Source organism: Halomicrobium mukohataei DSM 12286 (assembly GCF_000023965.1).
Lineage (GTDB): Archaea > Halobacteriota > Halobacteria > Halobacteriales > Haloarculaceae > Halomicrobium > Halomicrobium mukohataei.
This window is the reverse complement of sequence record NC_013202.1, coordinates 373,840-393,117: the sequence shown is the minus strand read 5'-3', so window position 1 is coordinate 393,117 and position 19,278 is coordinate 373,840. Positions and strand designations below refer to the sequence as shown.

Below are 19,278 nucleotides of genomic sequence, written 5' to 3'. Positions count from 1 at the left end.
TGACTCTTTATCTTCGGCCGCCGCGTCGCTGCTCGCCGGGGACGAACGAAAGCGGTGACTTCCCCGAGGTCGACGCCACCCACATGGACTACGGCGTCTACCTCGTCACGCAGGCCAGCCACTCCGCCGGGCGGTCGACCCCCGAGATCGTCTCGGCGGCGATCGACGGCGGCGTCGATGTCGTCCAGCTTCGAGAGAAGGATCTCACCGCGCGTGAGCGCCTCGCTATCGGCCGTCGAGTTCGCGAACGGACTCGCGCGGCCGGCGTCCCGCTGATCGTCAACGACAGGATCGATCTGGCCCGGGCGATCGACGCCGACGGCGTTCATCTGGGCGACGACGACCTCCCGCTCTCGGTGGCCCGTGAGCTGCTCGGTGAGGACGCCGTCCTGGGTCGCTCGGTCTCGTTCGTCGAGGACGCCGTCGCCGCCGAGGCCGCCGGTGCGGACTACCTGGGCGTCGGCGCGGTGTACGCGACGGGGAGCAAGGACGACATCGACGACGACGAGCACGCGATCGGCCCCGAGCGGATCGCGACCATCGTAGACGCCGTCTCGATCCCGGTCGTCGGCATCGGCGGTATCACGCCCGACAACGCCGCTCCGGTGGTCGACGCGGGTGCCGACGGCGTCGCGGTCATCACGGCGATCACCGCCGCGGACGACCCCGCGGCGGCCACCCGTCGGCTGAGCGAGACCGTCGACGACGCCCGGGAGTGACGCTTCACTCCGTGACGCGACTCGCCAGCGGTGACGAGGGTCGCGACGGACAGCCACGACGGGACGACGGAATCGTTCCGACGCCGTTTTACCCCCTGACTGGATAGTCAGTCGAACATGTCTACCGACGAGCAGACGCCGTTCGATCGCTACCGGACGCGGATCGACCGTCCGCTGGTCCGGTTGTTCGCAGACTACGGCACGTCGCGGACGCGCTGGCTCGTGATCGGGCTCGTCGCGAACCTGCTGGCCCAGACGGCCTCGCTGTTGCCTCCGGTCGTGCTCGGGACCGCCATCGACGCGCTGTTCCGCGAGGAGACCAGCGAGTACTCGCTGTTGTTCCTGCCACGGGCGTGGATCCCCCCGGGAGAGGTCGCGCAGTTCTGGCTCTCGGTGGCGCTGATCGCCGGCTCTTTCGTCGCGACGGCCCTGTTCACCTGGATCTACGGCGTCTCGGCAAACTTCTTCGCCCACGGCGTGATGCACTCCGTGCGATCGGACAGCTTCGAGAAGATGCTCCGGCTGGACGCCGCCTTCTTCGACGACAAGCAGACCGGCGAGGTGATGTCGATTCTGAGCAACGACTCCCAGAACCTCGAACTGTTCCTCGACAACGCGCTGATGAACGGCGTGCGCCTGATCGTGATGGTGCTCGGGATCGCCGCGATCCTCTTCGCGCTCAACTGGCAACTCGCGCTGGTGACCCTCGTGGCGATCCCGCTGATCGGCGGCTTCACGGTCTGGTTCATGCGTGTGATCGAACCGCGCTACGAGGCACGCCAGTCCGCGATGGCGGACTTTAACACGCGCATCGAGAACGGGATCACGGGCGTGATCCTCGCGAAGGTGACCGGCAGCGAGGACTACGAGGTCGACCGGGTGCGTGACGCCTCCCACGGCGTCTTCGAGACGACGATGGACGTGCTGAAACTCTCCTACTTCTACCGGCCGGGGATGGAACTGCTCGCCGGCTTCTCCTTCGCCGCGACCTTCCTCGTCGGGGGCTACTGGATCCTCTTCGATGCGCCGGGGCCGCTGACGGGCGATCTGAGCGTCGGCGTCTTCGTCACTTTCGTGTTCATGACCCAGCGGTTCGTCGCGCCGCTGGCGGAGGTCTCGAACATCGTCGACGAGGTCCAGAACGCGAAGGTCTCGGCGGCCCGCGTGTTCGGTCTGGCCGACATCCCGGTGCGGATCACCGACCGCGAGGACGCAAAGCGTCTCGGCGACCCCGAGGGTCGGGTCACCTACGAGGACGTGTGCTTCTCCTATCCGGAGTTGCTGACCGACGACCACGGCCCGGCCGTCCCCGACGACGAGACCGAGACCGACGGCGGGTTCGCCGCGCTCGACGGTGACGAGGGAGACGACGACTCCGTCATCGAGCACGTCTCCTTCGAGGCCGAGCCCGGCGAGACCGTCGCCTTCGTCGGCTCGACGGGTGCCGGAAAGTCTACGCTCTGTCGGCTGCTCCTTCGCCTGTACGACGTCGACGAGGGCCGCGTCGCGGTCGACGGCACCGACATCAGGGACCTCGAACTCGCGAGCCTGCGCCAGCACGTCGGCTACGTCAGCCAGGACGCGTTCCTCTTCGACGGCACCATCGGCGAGAACATCCGCTATGGCCGCTTCGACGAGAGCGACGAAGCGGTCCGCGAGGCTGCCGAGGCCGCCGAGGCCCACGAGTTCATCCAGCGCCTCCCCGACGGCTACGACACCCGCGTCGGCGAGCGCGGCGTCAAGCTCTCGGGCGGCCAGCGCCAGCGCATCGCCATCGCCCGCGTCGTCCTGCAGGACCCCGAGATCCTCATCCTCGACGAGGCCACCAGCGACGTGGACACCGACACCGAGCAGCGCATCCAGGCGAGTCTCGACGCGCTGACCGCGGACCGCACCACCTTCGTCGTCGCCCACCGTCTCTCGACGGTGATCGGCGCGGACACGATTCTGGTGCTGGAAGACGGCGAGGTCGTCGAGCGGGGCGACCACGACACGCTCCGCCAGCAGGGCGGGCGCTACGCGGAGCTGTGGGGCGCACAGACCGGATCGGAGTAGTCCAGAAAAACTGTCTACCACGGCTCGAACGATATTTTCGGCCTGTCAGACAAATGGATATACGTTTCCGGCAGGCAAAATAGAACTGTGAGCAAATAGAACTGTGATCGAATCCATGAGCGCGTTCGGGGTCGGTGGGCTCTGGGCCGTGATCTTAGTCGGATATGAAAAAATAAGAAAGAAAACTAACGATATCTTGCCTGCTGGAACTGTCTCGACCACCCTTCAGTCCGTCATCGACAGCATCATCGTCGGTGGTGGGTCTGGGGCAACCCTGTGGCTGGTCCACTGGCATTTGTCGGCAGTTGAGTTCGGTGCCGCTAGCTACCTTCTGGTCGGGGGTTTCTTATTCTTCAGGTCATACTGGCCGCTGTCAGAGAGTGAGGCCGAACTGAGTTCAACTGATCGGTGAGTCTGGATAACTTCGACAGCCCGCACGCTCGTCGGCGTAGGCACGTACGGCAAATCTGCGAGAGAAGCGTTACTGAATGTGGCCTTCCGACCGCAGCTGGTCGGCGTCCTGACTGGTGTAGCGCCACTCGATGTTGGCCTTCTCGTCCTGCCAGTCCCACGGCTCCACCAGCACCACGTCGTCCGTCTCGATCCACGTCCGGAACTTCATGCGGCCGGGGATCCGGCCCATGCGCTCCTTGCCGTCCTCGCACTGCACGCGTACGTGATTGCCGCCGTTGTGCTCTGTCACTACGGCGAACAGCTCGTCGTCGTTGGGCATTCGAAGGTTTCGACGCCCGGAATTCTCGCTCACAACATAAGGATGAGCCCGAGACGGATAACTATTCGGCGAGACGAGGTAGCGTGTCACACGGGCCGTTGGTCGGTCGACTCGACAGCGCCGTTTGGTACCACCTTTCTGTGTGGCGACCCGCTAGCGACAGTGATGACTGACTGGACAGCACGCGACATGCCGTCGTTGGACGACCGAACCGTCGTGGTCACTGGCGCGAACAGCGGGATCGGCTACGAGGCCACGAAGGCCTTCGCCCGCCGGGGCGCGACCGTCGTCATGGCCTGTCGCTCGACCGAGCGCGGGGAGCGCGCGGCGCGCGAGATCGACCGCAGCGTCGCCAACGCCGACCTCGACGTGATGGCGTGTGACCTCGCCGACCTCGACACCGTCGCCGACTTCGCCGAGGCGTTTACGTCTGCATACGGCGAGCTACACGTGCTCTGTAACAACGCGGGCGTGATGGCGCTGCCCCGTGGTGAGACCGCCGACGGCTTCGAGCGGCAACTCGGGATCAACCACCTGGGTCACTTCACGCTGACCGGCCACCTGATGGAGGCGCTCGCCGCGACCGACGGCGCGCGCGTCGTCACCCAGTCCAGCGGTGCCCACCAGAACGGCGAGATCGACTTCGAAGACCTCCAGGGCGAGCGATCGTACGGTCGGTGGTCGGCCTACTCACAGAGCAAACTCGCGAACGTCCTCTTTGGCTACGAACTCGACCGACGTGCCGACGAGGCGGGAATCGACGTGACGAGTGCGGTCTGTCACCCCGGCTACGCCGACAGCGACCTCCAGCGACGGGCCGGCGAGGCGGGGGCGGGTGCGATCGGTGCTGTGATCGCACAGGCCGCCAACGCCCTCGTCGCCCAGTCGGCGGCCCGAGGGGCGCTCCCGATGCTGTACGCGGCGACCCACGACGGAATCTCCGGCGGCGAGTACGTCGGCCCCGGTGGACTGCTGAACATGCGCGGTGCGCCCGCGGTGCAGGATTCGAGCGCCCGTTCGTACAACGCGGCGACGGCGAGCAGACTCTGGCACGTCTCCGAGGACCTGACCGGCGTCGAGTACGACTTCGAGGTGCCGGCGGCAGCCGTCTGACACACGGGACAGTTACCGTGGTGTGACGCTCGTCTCGATCGGCTCGGCCGGCTGTAGCGTCAGTGCGACGTTCGTCTCGGCCATCTCGAACCCCTTCTCGATGCAGTGACTTGGCGATCGGAGCACGTATGTTGGAAGGGAGGTCGTCGCATTCTGGCGGTCGCAGTCTCCACATCGTTTCGATCGCCATCGGGTCGAGTGTGTCTCGAGACTGTGGTCGCACGAACAGTCCCGCAGAGACGAGCTGACGCTGACCGTCGATGTTCTGGCAATACGGCGGGGCGGACGACGATCCAGGAGCGCCCCTCCCTCTCAGCCGTCTCTCGGTAGCGTATCTGGAATTCAACTGGGGAACGTCGGCGTCGCAATCGTAATCGGCGTCCACCGCCGAGCTGCACACGGAGTGATCGAAATTTTTCCAGCGGAGACTAGAATGGATAGTTGTATGTTACACCCATTACATTCCACGCCGTATGGACGTGTTCATCGCCGGTGCGACGGGCGACCTCGGGAAACGGCTCGTCGAGCAGTTTACCGCAAACGATCACACGGTGGTCGGACTGACCAGAGACGAAGAGGGTGACGAGATCGTACGGGAGCGCGGCGGGCAGCCCCATCGAGGAGACCTCTTCGACGTCGATTCGCTCGTGAGCGGGGCGACCGGTGCGGACGTCGTGATCCACGCGGCAACGGCGATTCCCACGGAAACGAAACCGAGTCCAGCGGACTGGGAGCAAAACGACCGGATCCGGCGTGAAGGCGTCGAGAATCTCACCACCGCGGCAGCAGAAGTTGATGCGGACCAGTACGTCCAGCAGAGTATCGTCTGGGTCGCCCGTCAGCCAGACGGGTCCCCGTTCGACGAAACCGCACCCAGAAACACGGATCGGACGACCGAGTCGGCCGCCGACGCGGAAGACATCGCTACGACTGCGGCACGGGACGGCCCGTTCGACGCGACGGTCCTCCGGTGTGGCTGGTTCTACGCGGCCGACTCCGAGCAGACCAGAACCATCGCGGAGAACCTCGAAAGCGGTGACATGCCGATCGTCGGTGGCGGATTGTTCGGACGGAAAGACGCCGTCGTCTCTCCGATACACATCGACGACGCCGCGAACGCGTTCGTCGCCGCTGCCGAAGACGGTCTCGAAGGAACCTACCACGTCGTCGACGACGAACCGGTCACGGTGGCCGACTTCCTCACGACCTTCGCCGAGCACCTCGACGCTGGCGAGCCGAGTCGCATCCCTGGCTGGCTCGCCAAACTGTTCGTCGGCAAAGACAACGTGCGGTTTTTCACCAGTTCCATGCCGACGTCGAACGAACAGTTCCGCGAAGCCACTGACTGGGTGCCGACGTATTCGACGCACGAAGACGGTCTCGCTGCCGTCGCCGACAACCTCTCGTAACGGCGCTCTTACTTCTCCAGAATATCCTCGCGAATTTTCACACCGACATGGCGACCGGGTTCACAGAGATGTCCCAGCACCTTGTCTTCGGGTATCGTCGCGGCTTCGACCGTCCTGTTGGCCATCGCGTTCGTGCTGTGATTGTCGCTACTCTCCGGGGCCGTCAGAACTCGCCGTTGACGATGTCCGCGACGCGCTGGCGGTCGAACAGCTGTTCGTCGATGTCGTAGACCTGGTGGGCCGCTCGCTCGGTGAGCACGAGGTTCGTGATCGGACCCTGGTACAGCGGACCACCGCGGTACACGTCGCCGTTCTCGACGGCAGTGAGCTGGCTGGCAACCTCGTGGTTCTCCATGTAGGCGAGGATGGTGTCCTCGAACGCCTCGCGGCTCTTTGCTTCCTGGCCGCGGAACATGATGTGCTCGGGATCGATCTTCAACAGCGTCTCGAAGTCGATCCGGCCACGGCTCTCGTGGAAGTCCTCCACGTCGGTTTCGGCCAGCGCGTCGCGGACGCCGAGGTCGCGCCACTGCTTGAAGCTCGTTCCCCGACTGACGAGATACGGCGAGAACTCCGTTGGTTCGTCGCTGCCCGCCCACATAATGGCGACTTCGGGCCGTTCGCCCTCCGGCGGGACGACGTCGTCGATCGAGGACTGAAAGTCGTCGTGGAGCGCGCTGAATGCCTCGAAGCGGTCCCGCTGCTGGAACACGGCCGCGAGCTTCTCGAAGGCCTCGTACAGGCTGTAGTACTGGTAGTCCTCGTGCCAGGTGTAGCCCCCGGAGAAGATGCTGTTGCCGAAGAACGGCGCGACGTTGTCGGTGACTTCGTCGATATCGATCTGGTCCCAGCCCTTGAACCGATTTAGCAGGAAGTTGGGATCGATGACGTGTACGTCCCCATCCAGCGTGTAGAACAGCTCTTTGCTGACGCTGTCCTGATACAGCGCGGTCATCTCGTCTGTGTCGACGCTGACGCCGGGAATGTCGTCGTAGTACTGCGTGTGGTAGCGTCCGGGCAGCCAGACGCCCTCGGGGGGCTGCTGGCCCAGCGCGATCCCCATGTCGGCCCAGCTACCGTTGTTGGCGACCCAGGTCTCCGGCACTTCGTCGAACTCGACGGTCCCGACCGGCTCCATCGAGACCGAGTAGCTGGTGTCGGCGGTCGTCTCGGCGTCCGCGTCCGTGGTCGTCGTGGCGTCGGCCGGCGCGTCCGTCGTGGTCGATGCGCTCTCGTCAGCGTCTCCACCGCTGGTCGACTCGGTGCAGCCGGCGAGTGCGGCCACGCTCAGTGTCGCCCCGGTCTTCAGCACGGTCCGTCGTGTCTGCGATCGGCGTGATTCGTCTGTCATCAATTTTTAGGCTAGCCTAAAAGTAGTAAAGGTTTGCGAATCTAACTGGTGTGTTCGACGCCGGAATGAGAGCGATTCAGGGGATAAATCCCCAGATCTGAGAAATTAAGCCGCGGAAATATCGATGCTAGGTCATTCCGAGAGAGCCCGCTGGGGAGGATCTGGAGTTCCGGTTCGTGCTGGATGCGGGCCTCGACGCCGAACACGTCTGCGAGGAGCTGCTCGGTGACGACCTCGCGGGGCGGGCCCCAGTCGTACAGCTGGCCGTCTCGCATCGCGACGAGGTTGTCGGCGAAGCGGGCGGCCTGCGCGAGCACGATCGCGAACGTCGCCGGGACGATCGACAGCCGCACCTGCTCCCAGTCGGTGCCGGTCAGCGAGCCGGTCGTCCAGGCGATCGCCGACTGGACGACCACGAGGTCGTCCGCGAAGAAGAACACGCCGGTCTGGAGCGACTGGAAGACGGTGCCGACGATGACGCCGGCAAGTACCAGCCGGACCGGGCTGGTCCCCCCTTTCCAGGCGATCGCGTAGACGAGCGCGAACGCCACGGTCCCGCCGGCCGCCGCGATCAGCGGCAGGAACGGTGTGAGGCCGCTGAACACGACCAGCGTCAGCAGGACGGCCAGCCCCGCACCGGAGCTGACGCCCAGGATGTAGGGGCTGGCGAGTTCGTTGCGGGCCACCGCCTGAAAGATGGCACCCGAGACGTCAAGCGTCGCGCCGGTGACGACGGCGACGAGCACGCGGGGCAGGCGGATGTTCCAGACGGCGGGGTCGAAGACGATCGAGGGGTCGAACACCGAGCGCCAGGCCTCGGCGATCGTCATCGAGTACGAGCCGAAGCTCACCTGTAGCAGCCCCGCGAACACTGTGATCGCCGCGCTGGCGAGACAGAAGGCCGCGAGACGGCCGGTGAGCCAACTGCGCTGGTGGCCCACCTCGGTGGGCGTGTCGGTTGGGTGGGTCCCGGCCATATCTGTTTTAGGTGTCCCTAACATCACTTGTATCAGTTCCGATTTATTCGGCTCGCCTAAAAACCGTAAGGCATTTGCTGTTTTAGGCAAGCCGAAAAGTAATGGCAGACGACCGCTCCTCGACACGTCGACGGTTCGTCGCGAGTTCGATCGCCGCCGGGACGGCTCTCGCGGGCTGTGCGGGCAGCGACGCGACGGAGGCAGACGAAAGCGACGGATCGACCCCCGACGACACGGCCCGGCCTCGGACACAGACGGAGTCGACGACCGACGCCGGTCACACGGCCACGCTGTCGCCGGCCGGGACGGTGTCGTTCGACGCCGTCCCCGAGACCGTGTTTACCGTCTACCCACAGTACCTCGATATGGCCGTCGCGCTGGGTCACGGCGACGCGGTCCAGAGCGTCTACGTCCCCGAGATGTCCGGGCCGACGATGAACCACTACTACCACCATCTCGACGGCGTCTCGCTGGACTGGGAGCGACTGTCGGACCCACTCAGTGACGGCTTCTCGAAAGAACGGCTGTACACCCACGACGCCGACGTACACCTGACCGATCCGGCGTGGGTCACGACACAGGACAACTGGGGCGCAGACGACGTCGACGAGGTCGCGACACAGCTGGGCCCGTGGTTCGGGAACTTCTACAGCGGGACCCACGACCAGCCGCCCGAGGGGTACGACGACTACCAGTACTACGACCTCTGGGAGCTGTTCGGCGCGGTCGCCGACGTGTTTCGAGAGCGCGAACGCTACGAGGCGCTGGCCGCCGTCCACGCCGATCTCGTCGAGCGGATCCAGTCACAGCTCCCGCCCGTCGAGGACCGGCCGACCGCGGTGCGTGCGACCCTCTCGGGCGACGGCGAGACCTTCTGGACGTACCACCTCAACGAGCCCGGCTACTGGCTTGCCGACACGCGCCCGCTCGGTGCGAACGACGCCTTCGCCGACCAGGACTGGGGCGGCCTCTGGGGGACCGTCGACTACGAGACGATGCTAGAAGCCGATCCGGACGTGTTCCTCCACCTCTGGGGGATGACGCCGAACTACAGCATCACCGACACGCGCACGCGGCTCGAAGACAGCGCCTCCGGCAGCCGGCTCTCGGCGGTCGAGAACGACCGCGTCTACCCCGCGGGGATGCGCTACCAGGGGCCGATCATGAACCTCTTCCAGATCGAGATGGGCGCGAAGCAACTGTATCCCGAGATCTTCGGCGAGTGGCCGGCCTACACCGACGGCGAACACTATCCGGAGATCCACGAGGGCGAACGGCTCTTCGACCGCCAGCGAGTCGCCGAGATCGTCACGCGCTGACGTGTCGATCGGCGGTGTCCGACCGAGACGTTCCACGGCCGACCGAACGATTCGACGCTGCTATACCCGCTCCGAACGCGACCCAGACACGTGCCCGAACGCTACGACGTAGTGGTCGTCGGCGGCGGCGTCGCCGGCCTGTCGGCCAGCGTCTTCACCGCCCGCGCCGACTTCCAGACGCTCGTGCTCGATGCCGGCGGCTCGATCCTCCGGCGTAACGCTCACCTGGAGAACGTCCCCGGCTTTCCGGCCGGGATCGACGCCCGCCAGTTCCTCGATCTGCTGGGCGAACAGGCCCAGCGGGCGGGGGCCGAGCGGCGGCTGGCGACCGTCGAGACCGTCACTCACCGGTCCGATGGCTTCACCGTCGAGACCGACGCCGGAGAGCGGTACACGAGCGACTCCGTGATCGCGGCGACGAAAAACGAGACGAGCTATCTGAGCGAGATCGACGGCGTCGGCCTGATCGACCGGGGCAAGACCTTCGTCGACACGGACGAGCACGGGCGGACCGGCGTCGACGGCCTCTACGCGGCCGGTCGGCTGGCCGAGAAACCCCACCAGGCCGTCGTCTGTGCCGGCCACGGGGCCGAGGTCGCCGTGACGCTGTTGACCGACGACGACGCGCCGTTTTACCACGACTGGGTCGTCCCCGAGGGCTATTTCACCGACCGCGGGCGCGACCTGCCGCCGGGGTGTGAGGAGATCGACGCCGACGAACGCCGTCGGCGGGAAGAACGGGCTCGGGCGCGACTGCGAGAGACGCTCGCCGACCCCCATCCGGAGCCACCGGAGACCCACCCGAGCCTCACCGAGTGACGCCGTCGTCGCTACTCTCCGTCTCGCCCCGCAGCTCGCCTTCGCCAGCGGCGCTGTAGCCGTCGCTCGCTGACGTGTTGTTCGCCGTCGGCGAGGTCAGCCCGGATCGCCGCTTCGAGCGTCGCTACGTCGTCGACGAACCCGGTCCGGGCCGCGTCGACGAGTTCGTACGTCCACCGGTCGTCGACGAACCCCGCCGGAAGGATCTCCTCTCTCAGTGCCTCGGCGTACGCCTCGTGGCCCGCCTCAGAGAGCAGTTCGCGGGCGGCCTCGAAGTGGTCCATCCCGTGGCCGATGCTGTGATGACAGGCCAGCAGCGACCCGTACCCTCGGTGGACGTGTTCGACACCCAGTTGCAGGCGGTGCAGTGCCGCCCGTTCGGTGTCTGTCAGCTCTGATCGGTCGACACTATGTGACATATGTTACCGTATGCACTCCGATGCCGAAACCGTTCCGACCGCCGAGGGGCGGTGTGGCCGGCGTCGCGTCACACGAACGCCAGACGGTCGTCTGACGAGGCTATTTATCTGCGGGGGTCGTCGCTCCCACCCGATGGACGAGGCGTACCTGGATCTGGAAGCCGTGGAGCTCGAACTGGACGAAGAGCTGCTCGACGCGATCGACGAGAAGGCCTTCGCCGAGCACCGCGACAACCGCGAGGCGGCGATCCGCGACCTCCTGGACGAGTGGCTCAAAGAGCGCGACGAGGAGTGATGCCGTCGGACGCGTCGCCCGGTTTAGGCGGTACGAAAAAATATAAAAATTTTGAAAAGTTTGAAGTGGGTCGGGGACGAACGATCGAGTATGAGTCAGCAACAGTCGACCCTGAAGCAGGCCGGTACCGTCGAAGCCAGCGAAGCACTCCGACTCGAACAGGAGAAAGTCGAGCAGATCGTCGACGCGCTCAACGCCGACCTCGCGAACGTCTACGTGCTGTACCACCAGCTCCGAAAGCACCACTGGAACGTCGAGGGTGCCGAGTTCCGCGACCTGCATCTGTTCCTCGGCGAGGCCGCAGAAGAGGCCGAAGCGGCCGCCGACGAACTCGCAGAGCGCGTCCAGGCGCTGGGCGGTGTCCCGCACGCCAGCGCCGCGACGCTGGAATCCGAGGCGACCGTCGAGCCCGAGGACGAGGACGTGTACGACATCCGCACCTCGCTGGCCAACGACGTAGACGTGTACGGCGAGATCATCGAGTCCGCCCGGAGCCACATCGAGCTCACCGAGGGACTCGGCGACCACGCCAGCGCACAGATGCTCCGCGAGCAGCTGGTCGAGCTGGAGGACGCGGTCCACCACATCGAACACTACCTCGAAGACGACACGCTCGTCACCGAGAGCGCGATGCAGTAAGCGTTCGGCGACCGACACCCCACTCTTTTAGGCGCAGCTAAACAAACGTCGAACAGCGACGCCACTCTCGCCTGCCGGCGGCGGCGATCACCCGAAGCTTTAATTTTAGGCGTGCCTAAAATACGGGTATGGCAACGACGACTGCGCCCGACGACCGCGCGGGCGAGCCGGCGACAGACCGCCCGTCGATCGACGTGTGCGAGACCTGTCCCGGGTCGCGCACCTTCATCGAGTCGGACAACACGGAGGGGTGGATCGCGACGGACCTCGTCGTCGACGTGCGCCGCTGAGCCCGATGGAGCGCGTCGCTCAGTACCTGGTCGTCGTCTACGATCGAGAACGGACCGACGGATCGCCGGTCGAGCCGGGCACCGTGGCACGGGCGATGGGTCGCTCTCCGTCGGCGACCACGGAGATGCTCCAGCGCCTCGCGGACGACGGACTCGTCGACTACGAACCGTACGAGGGCGTCACGCTGACCGATCGCGGGCGCGAGCGAGCGACCGAGCTGTACGACACCTACCGGACGCTGTCGGCGTTCTTCGAGGAGGTGCTCGAACTGGAGTCGCCAGAGCGAGAGGCCCGCGCGGTCGTCGACACGGTCAGTCCCATCGTCGCCGACCGGCTCGACGCCCTCCTGCTGGAGGGCGAGGAGAGCGTCCCGGTCCAGTGACACGGCGCGGGTGCCGACGACAGGTATCGTCTGACGGGCCCCACGCTGACCGAGCGGGTGTCTCGCTCTGGCGGTCAGTCCTCGTCGGTGAACTCGACTGCCGCTTCCAGTTCGATCTCGATGCCGTCGCCTTCGAGGGTCGCCTCGTACTCGGTCGCGTCCTCGATCTCGGCTTCGAGTTCGGCCGTGTCCAGTTCCACTTCGACTTCCACGTCGACGGCGACGTCTTCGGAGTCCATACGTAATCGTCCGACCCGACGACACTACACCGTTGCGGCGCTCCCGCGGATCGGCAATTTTTTAGGCTCGCCGAATCGAGTGTGGGCGATGAGCGACCGGTTCCGCGTGACGGTCGAGCACGACGACGAGACCGAGACGGCGCTGTTCTCGGACGGCGAGTGTGCTCTCTCGGCCGGCGATGCCACCGTCCGATTCAACCTCGGTGAGAGCGCGTCAGACGACGGCCCGGTGGCCGGAGACGACCCCAAGCGGATCGTCGACCTCGACGCGGTCCCGACGGACTCGACCGTTCGGTTCGAGGCCCGCGGCCCGTCCCACGGCGTCGACTGCATCTTGCGGCGAATCGACGACGCGGTCGTCGCCTGGCGCAACTCCTGTCCCCACCGACCGGAGGTCCCGCTCGATCCGGGGACCGGCGCGATCGTCCGCGGCGACGACCTCGTCTGTCACAAACACGGCGCACAGTTCTCCGGCGGCGAAGGGACGTGTACGCACGGTCCCTGTGCCGGCGACGCGCTCGACGCGGTCGCCGTCGCGGTCGACGACGACGCGGTCTACCTGACCGACGATCGGTTCGAGTCGGCCCGCGTGCTCGGTCAGTAGCGCTCTTGGACCGACGAGCCGAGCACCTTCGCGGCCGTCAGGACGGGGTCCCAGACGGGCGAGAACGGCGGCGCGTAGGCCAGGTCGGACCGCTCTAGCTCTCCCACAGTCGCGTCCTGTTCCAGCGCCATCGCGACGATGTCGATCCGGATCGCCGCGCGATCGGTGCCGACGATAGTCCCGCCCAGCAGACGGCCGCTGTCCCGGTCGGCGATCAGCGTCACCGTCGTCTCGGCCCCGCCGGGGTAGTAGCCCGACCGCGAGCCGGCGGTGATCGTCTCGCTGACCGGATCGAAGCCGGCGTCGCTGGCCGCCTCGTGATCGACGAGGCCGGTCCGGCCACACTCCTGCTCGAAGGCCTTGACGACGGCGGTCCCCGCGATGTCGCCCACGGGCGTCGGGTCGCCAGCGACGGTCGCGCCGATCGCTCGCCCCGCCCGATTCGCGGTCAGGCCGAGCGGCACCCAGTCGCGCTCGCCGGTGACCGCGTGGCGCATCGTCGCACAGTCGCCCGCCGCGTAGACGCCGTCGACGTTCGTCCGGCCGTAGTCGTCGACCGCGACGGCGTCGGCGACGCCGGTCTCGATCGGCGTGTCCGCGAGGAGGTCCGTGTTGGGACGGATCCCGATGCCCACGAGCGCCAGATCGACCGCCAGCGACGCGCCGCCGGCGCAGACGAGGCGCTCGACTCGGCCGTCGTCGCCGTCGAGGCGCTGGACCTCCTCGCCGAGGTGGAGCGTGACGCCCTCGGCGGCGAGCTCCCCCTCGACGACCTCGGCGACCGCTTCGCCGAAGGGCGGAAGGACGTGCTCGCCACGCTGGAAGAGGTGAACGTCCAGCCCGTGGGCGCTGAACGCCTCCGCCATCTCGACGCCGACGTAGCCGCCGCCGACGATCGCCACGGTCTCTGGCGGCTCGAACGCGGCGTGGCGCTCGACCAGCTCGCGGTCGACGAACTCCTCGCCGCCCACGTCTGCGACGGCGTCGACCGCCGGATCGAGCAGGTGAGCGCGGACGGCCGCGGCCGAGTCCAGCCCGTGCATCGTGTGAACCCCCGCGAGGTCGCTCCCCTCGATCGGCGTCGTGACCGCACGCGCGCCGGTCCCGATCAGGAGGTCGCCGTAGGGCTGTTCGAGACGGTCGCCCGCGCTCGTCTCGACGGTGAGGACGCGTGCGTCGCTGTCGATCGCCACGACCTCGTGCCCCCGGCGAAGGTCGATCCCCCGCTCCCGGATCTCCGCTGGCGACAGCGACAGTAGATCGTCCAGCCGGTCGACCTCTCCCTTCACGAAGTATGGCATCCCGCAGTGCGAATAGGACACCCACGACCCCTTCTCGAAGACGATCACGTCCCGCTCTGGCTGCTCGCGCTTGCACTTGCTGGCGGCGCTCAGGCCGGCCGCGTCGCCACCGATCGCGACGAACGGATCTGTCATGGTCCGGGCTTCGACCGCCACCACCTTAGCAACGGGGTGTAGTCGAGGGGGAGCGTTCAGATATGACTGAATCGTGAGGCGGTGTGTTTTCTGAGCGATTCATGCCCGAAAACACACGCCTCAGCGGTAATATCGACCAGATCGACTGAGAGTTTGTTGAACGAGAAGCGACACCACGATTTTGATGAAGCTCAGTATTTAGCTATACCTTGCTGAATTATCCCTTCTGACTACTGTTTCGGTTCTTGAGATATTTGGTGTCGATCGTGCTCGATCCACCGTTCATAACTGGGTTCACAAGGCCGAGCTACAGCCAGAGTCTGGTCGGTCTCCGGATCAGGTCGCAGTTGACGAAACAGTGATCCAAATCGATGACGAGCAGTATTGGCTGTCCGCTGTCGTCGATCCAGACACCGCTGACGACTGGCTCAGATCCTTCAGCCTCGCAGGGAATCAGCTAGTCTGAACATCACCTTTTACAATTCGGAGTTATTTAACTATATTTATGATGGGCAATAATGGGGGTAGACTGACTCTGGTCGGAGCTTTTTCTATTGCTTTTGCGTCTTTGGGAGCTACTACAGGACAACAGCAGAGTTGGTTAGTCGCGATTGGTCTGCACCTCGGTATCGCTTACTGTATACTGGGGAGTGTTCGAATGGTTATTCCCCATGAGAAGATCCACTGGATCGTGATCGTGACAGTCTTGGGTGCTGGTTCGATGGGTCTCGCACTGCAACCGATTGGTAGCATAGTATTTGGGGAACTCGGGTCCGACCCGAGGAGTATAGGGAGTCTTTCGTGGGCGTTCGCGAGTATAGCCGTTGCATTAGCTTACCCGCTCGGACGGGTAAGCAACAAACAGATAGAGTGGTCTATCGTTGGAGCGATCGGGATCGCAATCAGTCCGCACGTGTATTACTTATGGCAGGCTCTGGACACAGTTTCCGTTCCAGCGGGTGCAGTCGTTGAAATGGCGGGGAGTATTAATACTTCGTTGCAGCCACTCGCTGAGACATCAGTTATAGCCGCAATCTGTCTGTGGGCAGCGATCCCGCTGTACCACCTCGGTCGCACGCAATCAGATATCGGGACCTCCTCTAGGGTCCCCTCACTTCCGACGGCCACGCTCGGCCTCGGAATTTGTCTGCTCCAAGTCCTATCAATAGGTGCTGCGAATCCAGTCCGGGCAGGATCGCTTCAGGGAGTTGTCCTGCTTTTCTTGGTATCTCCAGTGTTGTACTTTAGTGGCAGACTTCTGCAGGGCATTCATACACTGAATAGTGACCCGGAGAATGGAGCCGAGACTGGTGCAGATTGATTCGAGACGTAGCGCGAGTTACTATTGAATCGACGCTCTTTCGTAAGAGATTGCTGATACTACTGAGCGGCAGCTGCGGTGTCGACGAGGACAAAGACACCGCGGCAGCGGTGCCCGACTGGAATGATTCTCTAGATGTGTTTGGATCGGAATCGGTCGCACCGGATCTGCTGCAACAGGTTCGTTGGCGTAACAGTGTGATCTGTCTTCGCTGCCGTTCTGACGGGACGCTCTCAAACGCGCTGTTCGAGCCTCATCGTGAAATCAACAATGTGCTACGGATCAGCGTTTATATTTGATCAATAGCTACCTTCCACGTCCACGAAACAGAAGTATCATTAAATATTTGCTGAGATCTGAATTGATACGTATTCGGGGGGAAGCAGCCATCAACTGTCAGGTCGTCTACTGTCACGAGTTCTTCGGTCCGCTCTTTTCCAGGTGCCAAGGTTTGTCCGAGGTTGAGTTCCTGTGTAAACGCTACCACTCTTGTTCGTTTAAACGACGCCGTTGGGATTGCGCTCTCTTTCTCTGTACTGTTGAAGAGGATGGGATATATTCCTCTATGTCAAAATCTTCGGCTATCCCATTCACACTGTAGATGAGCCCTGCAATACCAGTCCCAACAGCTATTGCACCGAGGTACTTCCTCCGCTCCATATTTAGGCTGTTTTTCATTTAGTAATCTGTTCTGGGGTCGACAATGGTAGTGTTTCGTTTAGCAGCGACTGCTGGGATTGAGATGCCGAAAGCCCTCGTACAGTTGGGCTCCTGGAGTAGTCGAGCACCGAGAGGGCTTTCGGTGCTTCACTTCCGCCACTCTCGATCTCTTATCTGAACACCGCCGGTCGAGGAACGACCGGTGGCTCACCGATCGGACCGGGGCGGGGTGTAGACGTTGACCGTCCGCAGCGGCTCGTCGCCGTCGTTCTCGATCGCGTGGGCTTCGCCGGCCTCGATCAGGAGCAGGTCGCCGGCCTCGATTCGATTGTCCGCGCCGTCGACGGTCGCGACGCCCGTGCCCGCGGCGACGTAGCACCACTGGTCGCTGTCGGCGTGGACGTTCTCCGGGCCACCGACGGTCCGGCCCGGCTCGACGGTCATCTCGGCGGCCTGGGCCTCGTCGGTCTCCATCGCTACCGAAAAGTACTGCTCGAAGTCGAGGTGGGTCTGTCGCACGCACGCTCGTTGTCCCGGACGCCACGAATCGGTTTCGTCCCGTCGGTCACGTCTCGACTGCGAGCCGATCCGCGACGAATGCCGTCGCGGTCGGCACGACGCGGGCGTACCGGACGACGTAGTCGAGTCTCGGTTGCAGTCGCTCGGGTGTCACTCTCGACCGAGAGGCATCGAGCCGTCGCCGCAGGCCAGAGACCACCTGGATGGCGGGCGTCGCCAGCGCGACGGCCAGCGGTTGGGGCGTCGTCTCGACGGCGTCCTCGACTGCACTCACGGCCGACGCGTGGGCCGACTGGATCGTCTCCTCGGTCAGTTCGGTCCGGTAGTCGCCGCTCTCGATTTCGGCGACGATCCGATCCAGCGTCTCTGCCGCGACCAGCCCGCGGCCCAACTCGATCACGGTCGTCGCGTGGTCGTGGCGGTCTCGGGCCCGGGCCGCCCGCTCCGTACGCCAGTGGACTCCGTCGGACGCCTGCCGAAACAGATGCCGAGTCGGCGGCTCTGTGGCGGCGTCGGCGTCCAGCACCGACGCCTCGGCGTCGACGTACTCTTCGACCCGATCGCGAGTCATCTGTAACGAGTGGCCGAGGTGATGACTGGTCGCCACCAGATGCGACCGCCAGGGGGTATCGTCGGTGGCGTCGACGAAGGCGTCTCGCAGCCGACGCGCGTCGGCGGTCTCGATTCCGGCGGTCTCGACGGCCTCCCAGCGGTCTCCGACATCGAAGACGGCGGCGGCAGGCTCTTCGGGGAACGGCGACCGCGGGTCGAGCCGCCCGCGTGCCGTGTCGAGCAGCGACTCGATGGTCGCGAACCCGACCGTCGCAGCGACGGGCTCCGGGGCTCGATACTCCAGATCTGCCCCGACGGCCGCACGCTCGGCCCGAACCTCGTCGCACCGATCGCGATACGCCCCGCGGTCGGCGTCGCCACTCGCCGCTTCGTACGCTCGCCGGACGTTGACGGCGTCCCCACGCCGGTCGCGCCACGTCGCCAGGCGCTCTACGGGCGCTCCCTCGGCCGACGAATCCAGCGTGTCTGCGACCCGCGCCCGCTGCTCGCGTAGCTTCTCGGTCACCGCGCCGTTGGGCACGGACAGCTCCGGCGGCACGCGCTCCAGCGTCTCACGCGCCGCTGTCCGGTGGTCCTCGATCGCACTGCTCGGAACAGACAGCGGATTCGTGGCCGGGACCGACGGCGCTTCGCGTTCTCGAATCGCCCGCGCGATCGCGTCGTCGTCGAGCTCCGGTTCGTCGTCCCCGTTCGACGGGAGCGCCGAGCAGCCCGCCAGCGCGGTCGTTCCGGCCCCGATCGCCGTCAGGAACCGACGGCGACCGAGCCGGTTCATGGCGATCCCTCCGTGGGATCGAACGGCTCCGGGCGCGGTGGCCGACCGCAACTGCTGCTCATGCCCGCGCCGTGACCGGAGAACCGCTCGCCGGCAAACGGGAGCCTGATCGCGAACCCCGTCGTCTCGTAGGCCGTGGCCCGACACTCCACGTCGGCGGGTCGCAGCGTCCGGCAGAACTGCGCCGACGGCCCCGTCCCGTCGACTTCGACCCACTGGAGACGGACCTCGGAGCACGCTCGAACCGCCGTCGTGAAGAGGTACACCGACTCCTCGCCGTCGAGCGCCGTCGCCGCGGCGAACGACGCCAGCCGCTCGGCCTCGCTCGTCTCCGCGAACGTCACGTCGTCGAGGTCGTCGCCGCTGGTGAGATAGGTGTGCCCGTACACCGGCGGCCGCTCGTCGCTCTCTCTCGGCGTCGAGAGCGGCTCGCCTTCGGTGAACAGCGCTCTCTCGTCCGCGTGACGGACCGACGCCACCTCGTAGTCGGTCACTCGTCGCCGCTGCTCGCGCTCGCCGTCGCTCGGCTCCGCGTTCCACTGGCAGCCAGCGAGGGCCGCCGCTGTTCCGCCTGCGATCGCCGCGAGTGTCTCGCGGCGGGAGGGCTCGACCATGTTCTCTCCTCCGACC

Annotated in this window: 21 protein-coding genes and 2 pseudogenes; 14 read left to right on the top strand and 9 right to left on the bottom strand. The window is 65.3% G+C overall.

What is annotated here, in order from left to right:
• The first annotated feature begins 83 nt into the window (after positions 1-83).
• From thiE to HMUK_RS01845, 3 genes are all read left to right on the top strand, one after another.
• The gene (gene thiE, locus HMUK_RS01855; RefSeq protein WP_012807930.1) at positions 84-719 is read left to right on the top strand and encodes a thiamine phosphate synthase; all 636 of its coding nucleotides are present in this window, start codon (positions 84-86) and stop codon (positions 717-719) included.
• Between the two features lie 117 nt (positions 720-836).
• Positions 837-2,774 carry an ABC transporter ATP-binding protein gene (locus HMUK_RS01850; protein ID WP_012807929.1) on the top strand — a complete coding sequence of 646 codons (1,938 nt, stop codon included), beginning with the start codon at positions 837-839 and terminating at the stop codon, positions 2,772-2,774.
• Between the two features lie 115 nt (positions 2,775-2,889).
• Entirely contained in the window at positions 2,890-3,186 is a 297-nt protein-coding gene (locus HMUK_RS01845; protein ID WP_012807928.1) for a hypothetical protein, read from the top strand.
• Between the two features lie 69 nt (positions 3,187-3,255).
• Here the strand turns inward: HMUK_RS01845 and HMUK_RS01840 are convergent, their stop codons facing one another.
• On the bottom strand, positions 3,256-3,540 hold the full coding sequence (locus HMUK_RS01840) for a translation initiation factor eIF-1A (RefSeq protein WP_079979638.1): 285 nt from the start codon (positions 3,538-3,540) through the stop codon (positions 3,256-3,258).
• A 132-nt stretch (positions 3,541-3,672) separates the two neighbouring features.
• Between HMUK_RS01840 and HMUK_RS01835 the strand changes: the two genes are divergently transcribed.
• Together HMUK_RS01835 and HMUK_RS01830 are read left to right on the top strand one after the other, a co-directional pair.
• The gene (locus HMUK_RS01835) at positions 3,673-4,620 is read left to right on the top strand and encodes an oxidoreductase (protein ID WP_012807926.1); all 948 of its coding nucleotides are present in this window, start codon (positions 3,673-3,675) and stop codon (positions 4,618-4,620) included.
• Between the two features lie 473 nt (positions 4,621-5,093).
• On the top strand, positions 5,094-6,029 hold the full coding sequence (locus HMUK_RS01830; protein WP_012807925.1) for an NAD-dependent epimerase/dehydratase family protein: 936 nt from the start codon (positions 5,094-5,096) through the stop codon (positions 6,027-6,029).
• A gap of 163 nt (positions 6,030-6,192) precedes the next feature.
• Here HMUK_RS01830 and HMUK_RS01825 read toward each other — a convergent pair whose 3' ends face one another.
• On the bottom strand, positions 6,193-7,380 hold the full coding sequence (locus tag HMUK_RS01825; protein ID WP_012807924.1) for an ABC transporter substrate-binding protein: 1,188 nt from the start codon (positions 7,378-7,380) through the stop codon (positions 6,193-6,195).
• 308 nt (positions 7,381-7,688) lie between these two features.
• Positions 7,689-8,357 (bottom strand): annotated as a pseudogene (locus tag HMUK_RS01820) (FecCD family ABC transporter permease); the annotation flags it as partial.
• A 101-nt stretch (positions 8,358-8,458) separates the two neighbouring features.
• Here HMUK_RS01820 and HMUK_RS01815 point away from each other — a divergent pair.
• The gene (locus tag HMUK_RS01815) at positions 8,459-9,676 is read left to right on the top strand and encodes an ABC transporter substrate-binding protein (protein ID WP_012807922.1); all 1,218 of its coding nucleotides are present in this window, start codon (positions 8,459-8,461) and stop codon (positions 9,674-9,676) included.
• 90 nt (positions 9,677-9,766) lie between these two features.
• Positions 9,767-10,495, top strand: coding sequence for an NAD(P)/FAD-dependent oxidoreductase (locus tag HMUK_RS01810; RefSeq protein WP_012807921.1), 729 nt, complete (start codon positions 9,767-9,769; stop codon positions 10,493-10,495).
• A gap of 11 nt (positions 10,496-10,506) precedes the next feature.
• Here HMUK_RS01810 and HMUK_RS01805 read toward each other — a convergent pair whose 3' ends face one another.
• Positions 10,507-10,914, bottom strand: a complete 408-nt coding sequence (locus HMUK_RS01805; RefSeq protein ID WP_012807920.1) for a hypothetical protein — start codon at positions 10,912-10,914, stop codon at positions 10,507-10,509.
• Between the two features lie 133 nt (positions 10,915-11,047).
• On the opposite strand from HMUK_RS01805, the gene HMUK_RS16565 reads away from it, so the two are divergent.
• The 4 genes from HMUK_RS16565 to HMUK_RS01795 all read left to right on the top strand — a co-directional run bounded on the left by HMUK_RS16565 (position 11,048) and on the right by HMUK_RS01795 (position 12,521).
• Positions 11,048-11,209: a ribbon-helix-helix protein, CopG family gene (locus HMUK_RS16565; protein WP_012807919.1), complete on the top strand. Its 162-nt coding sequence runs from the start codon at positions 11,048-11,050 to the stop codon at positions 11,207-11,209.
• A 90-nt stretch (positions 11,210-11,299) separates the two neighbouring features.
• Complete coding sequence (dpsA, locus tag HMUK_RS01800; protein ID WP_012807918.1) at positions 11,300-11,848, top strand: DNA starvation/stationary phase protection protein DpsA; 549 nt, start codon at positions 11,300-11,302, stop codon at positions 11,846-11,848.
• Between the two features lie 128 nt (positions 11,849-11,976).
• Positions 11,977-12,138 (top strand): hypothetical protein, encoded by a 162-nt coding sequence (locus HMUK_RS17425; RefSeq protein ID WP_012807917.1) that lies wholly within the window; start codon positions 11,977-11,979, stop codon positions 12,136-12,138.
• Between the two features lie 5 nt (positions 12,139-12,143).
• Entirely contained in the window at positions 12,144-12,521 is a 378-nt protein-coding gene (locus tag HMUK_RS01795; RefSeq protein WP_012807916.1) for a metal-dependent transcriptional regulator, read from the top strand.
• A 74-nt stretch (positions 12,522-12,595) separates the two neighbouring features.
• Here HMUK_RS01795 and HMUK_RS17420 read toward each other — a convergent pair whose 3' ends face one another.
• Entirely contained in the window at positions 12,596-12,760 is a 165-nt protein-coding gene (locus HMUK_RS17420; RefSeq protein WP_012807915.1) for a hypothetical protein, read from the bottom strand.
• 88 nt (positions 12,761-12,848) lie between these two features.
• Here HMUK_RS17420 and HMUK_RS01790 point away from each other — a divergent pair, with 88 nt between their 5' ends.
• Complete coding sequence (locus HMUK_RS01790) at positions 12,849-13,364, top strand: Rieske (2Fe-2S) protein (RefSeq protein ID WP_012807914.1); 516 nt, start codon at positions 12,849-12,851, stop codon at positions 13,362-13,364.
• Here the strand turns inward: HMUK_RS01790 and HMUK_RS01785 are convergent.
• Positions 13,358-14,800 carry an FAD-dependent oxidoreductase gene (locus HMUK_RS01785; RefSeq protein ID WP_012807913.1) on the bottom strand — a complete coding sequence of 481 codons (1,443 nt, stop codon included), beginning with the start codon at positions 14,798-14,800 and terminating at the stop codon, positions 13,358-13,360. The genes HMUK_RS01790 and HMUK_RS01785 overlap by 7 nt on opposite strands.
• A 101-nt stretch (positions 14,801-14,901) precedes the next feature.
• Here HMUK_RS01785 and HMUK_RS16560 point away from each other — a divergent pair.
• Both HMUK_RS16560 and HMUK_RS16950 read left to right on the top strand, forming a co-directional pair.
• Positions 14,902-15,215, top strand: a pseudogene (locus HMUK_RS16560) (IS6 family transposase); the annotation flags it as partial.
• A gap of 276 nt (positions 15,216-15,491) precedes the next feature.
• The gene (locus HMUK_RS16950; protein WP_126967192.1) at positions 15,492-16,121 is read left to right on the top strand and encodes a hypothetical protein; all 630 of its coding nucleotides are present in this window, start codon (positions 15,492-15,494) and stop codon (positions 16,119-16,121) included.
• 867 nt (positions 16,122-16,988) lie between these two features.
• Here HMUK_RS16950 and HMUK_RS01780 read toward each other — a convergent pair.
• The 3 genes from HMUK_RS01780 to HMUK_RS01770 are packed head-to-tail and all read right to left on the bottom strand — an operon-like array spanning position 16,989 to position 19,262.
• The gene (locus HMUK_RS01780; RefSeq protein ID WP_012807911.1) at positions 16,989-17,300 is read right to left on the bottom strand and encodes a cupin domain-containing protein; all 312 of its coding nucleotides are present in this window, start codon (positions 17,298-17,300) and stop codon (positions 16,989-16,991) included.
• 46 nt (positions 17,301-17,346) lie between these two features.
• Positions 17,347-18,648 (bottom strand): hypothetical protein, encoded by a 1,302-nt coding sequence (locus HMUK_RS01775; protein ID WP_012807910.1) that lies wholly within the window; start codon positions 18,646-18,648, stop codon positions 17,347-17,349.
• Positions 18,645-19,262, bottom strand: a complete 618-nt coding sequence (locus tag HMUK_RS01770; protein ID WP_012807909.1) for a hypothetical protein — start codon at positions 19,260-19,262, stop codon at positions 18,645-18,647. Before HMUK_RS01770 ends, HMUK_RS01775 begins: the two co-directional genes overlap by 4 nt.
• Positions 19,263-19,278 lie beyond the last annotated feature (16 nt).